Genomic DNA, 2,539 nt, shown 5'->3' on the forward strand with positions numbered 1-2,539 from the left:
ATGAAGATAAAGTTGTTGCAGTTATAACTACTGAATCTATAAAAAATATGAAATTAGAAGTTGGAAGTAAAGTTGATGCTATTATAAAAGCGTCTGATATTATGATTGGAAGATAAGGAAGATATTATGAAAAAAATTATTTTAACACTTGCGATTTTATATTCAACTGCTTTTGCAGGAACAATAAATGTAGCAGTTGCAGCAAATGTAAGTTATGCAATTAATGATTTAATAAAAGAGTTTAATAAAACAAATCCAGATACTAAAGTTCAAGTAACTTTAGGAAGTAGTGGTAAATTTACAGCTCAAATTCAAAATGGTGCACCATTTGATATTTTTTTAAGTGCTGATATGAAATTTCCACAAGCTTTAGAAAAAGAGAATTTAACTATCACAAAACCTGTTATTTATGCTCAAGGAAGTTTAGCAATGTTAAGCTCTAAAGAGTTAGATTTAAAAAAAGGAATTAGCATAGTTGAGGATTCAAATATAAATAAAATAGCTATTGCAAATCCTAAAACAGCCCCTTATGGAAGAGCAACTATGGAAGTTTTTAAAAATGCAAATATTTTAGATAAAGTTGAAAATAAACTTGTATATGCTGAATCTATCTCTCAAACTGTAACTTATGCTATAACAGCAACTGATATTGGATTTATAGCAAAATCATCTTTATATGATGAAAAAATGTCAAAATACAAAGAGAATATTCACTGGGTAAGTGTAGATCCTAAGCTTTATACTCCAATTGATCAAGGTATAGTAATATTAAAAAGAGCTCAAGGAGATAGTGAAGCAAAAGCTTTTTATGATTTTATTCTAAGTAAAAAAGCAAAAGATATTTTTGTAAAATTTGGATACTTAGTTAAATAAAAGAAGAGATTATGATTGCAAGAGTAAAAGAGATTAGAACAAAAGATAGTTTAAATATCGTAGAGTTTGATTTTAATAATATAACTTTAAAAATGATGAGTTTAGAGTTGAATAAAGATATAACTATTGGTAAAAAAGTTGAACTTATAGTAAAACCAACAAATATAATTATCTCTAAAAATTTTATAGAAGATATTAGTTTATCAAACCAAACTCTTGCAAAAATAGTAGATATAAATTGTGGTGAACTTCTATGTAGTATAACTTTAGAATTAAACAATACAATTTTTGAAAGTATAATCACAAAAGACTCTTTTATAAGATTAAATCTTAAAATAGATGATAAGGTATATATCTTAATAAAAGCTAGTGACCTATCAATTTTAAAGGTTTTAAATGATTGATTATCTATTAAATGTAGATTATGCTCCATTTTTACTCTCATTTAAATTGGCATTTATAACAACTTTGATTTTGTTTGTGCTATGTTTGCCACTTAGCTGGTACTTATCACAAAGTAAATCAAAAATAAAACCATTTTTAGAAGCACTTTGTACAATGCCGCTTGTTGTTCCTCCAACTGTTTTAGGCTTTTATCTTCTTTGGGGATTATCACATAACTCAATTATTGGTCAATTTTTTCAAGAGCATTTTGGTATTAGTTTAGTATTTAATCTATATGGAATTATTATTGCTAGTTGTATTTATAGTCTTCCATTTATGGTTCAACCGCTTCAAAGTGGTTTTGAAAGCTTAAATAAAAATATGCTTGAGGCTAGTTATATTAGTGGTAAAAGCAAATTTAGAACTGTTTTATTTATTGCTCTACCAAATATAAAACCTTCACTTCTAACAGCTCTAATAATAACTTTTGCTCATACTGTTGGAGAGTTTGGAGTTGTTTTGATGATTGGTGGAAGTATTCCAAATGAGACAAGAGTAGCAGCAATTGCAATTTATGAGTTTGTTGAAATCATGGATTATAAAAATGCCCATATTTATAGTTTAATTATGATTATTCTTAGTTTCATAACTTTGCTTGCAGTTTACATTTTCAATGGAAAACAAAAGAAGATTGGAATTGTGAAATGATTAGTTTAAATATAAAAAAAGAGCTTCACGGTTCAAATGGAGTTATGAATTTAGATATAAATCTATCTTTACAAAATGGCGAATTTGTAGCATTAAGTGGAGATAGTGGAAGTGGAAAAACTACACTTTTAAGAGTTCTTGCTGGTCTTGAAGAAGCTTTTGGAGAGATTATTGTAGATGGTGAAATTTGGTTAAATGAAAAGATTAAAAAACCTATTCAAAAAAGAGATATAGGATTTGTTTTTCAAGATTATGCACTATTTGAAAATTTAAGTGTAATTGATAATTTGCTTTATGTAAAAAAAGATAAAGATTTAGCTAAACAACTTCTAAGCTTAACAGATTTGTATGAGCTTAAAAATAGATATCCAAGCTCTTTAAGTGGTGGTCAAAAACAGCGTGTTAGTCTTTGTCGTGCTTTAATGAAAAGACCAAAAATACTTCTTATGGATGAACCACTTTCAGCTCTTGATCCTCACATGAGATTAAAGCTTCAAGATGAGATTTTAACACTTCATAAAGAGTTTAAAACTACAACTATTATGGTGAGCCATGATCCAAGTGAGATGTATAA

5 protein-coding genes are annotated in these 2,539 nt (G+C 27.4%); all 5 read left to right on the forward strand.

Features of this window, described 5'->3' with window-relative positions; all coding sequences use genetic code 11:
• Nucleotides 1–116, forward strand: a 116-nt coding sequence (locus WC168_RS09455; RefSeq protein WP_372618906.1) for a TOBE domain-containing protein, incomplete at its 5' end; no start/stop codon positions are given.
• Between the two features lie 10 nt (nt 117–126).
• Nucleotides 127–873, forward strand: coding sequence for a molybdate ABC transporter substrate-binding protein (gene modA / locus WC168_RS09460; protein WP_372618901.1), 747 nt, complete (start codon nt 127–129; stop codon nt 871–873).
• Nucleotides 874–884: 11 nt separating this feature from the next.
• Entirely contained in the window at nt 885–1,277 is a 393-nt protein-coding gene (locus WC168_RS09465) for a molybdopterin-binding protein (RefSeq protein ID WP_066160614.1), read from the forward strand.
• Nucleotides 1,270–1,965: a molybdate ABC transporter permease subunit gene (modB, locus tag WC168_RS09470; protein ID WP_066352159.1), complete on the forward strand. Its 696-nt coding sequence runs from the start codon at nt 1,270–1,272 to the stop codon at nt 1,963–1,965. Before WC168_RS09465 ends, modB begins: the two co-directional genes overlap by 8 nt.
• Nucleotides 1,962–2,539: ABC transporter ATP-binding protein (locus WC168_RS09475; protein ID WP_372618904.1), on the forward strand; the 578-nt coding region annotated here is incomplete at its 3' end. The genes modB and WC168_RS09475, both read left to right, overlap by 4 nt.

Origin of the sequence: Aliarcobacter sp. (assembly GCF_041672065.1) — a bacterium.
Classification (GTDB): Bacteria; Campylobacterota; Campylobacteria; order Campylobacterales; family Arcobacteraceae; genus Aliarcobacter; species Aliarcobacter skirrowii.

Excerpts from the sequence above, each read along its gene's own strand:
- WC168_RS09465 (WP_066160614.1), top strand. The coding sequence starts at position 885 with ATGATTGCAAGAGTAAAAGAGATTAGAACAAAAGATAGTTTAAATATC.
- modB (WP_066352159.1), top strand. The coding sequence starts at position 1,270 with ATGATTGATTATCTATTAAATGTAGATTATGCTCCATTTTTACTCTCA.
- modA (WP_372618901.1), top strand. The coding sequence starts at position 127 with ATGAAAAAAATTATTTTAACACTTGCGATTTTATATTCAACTGCTTTT.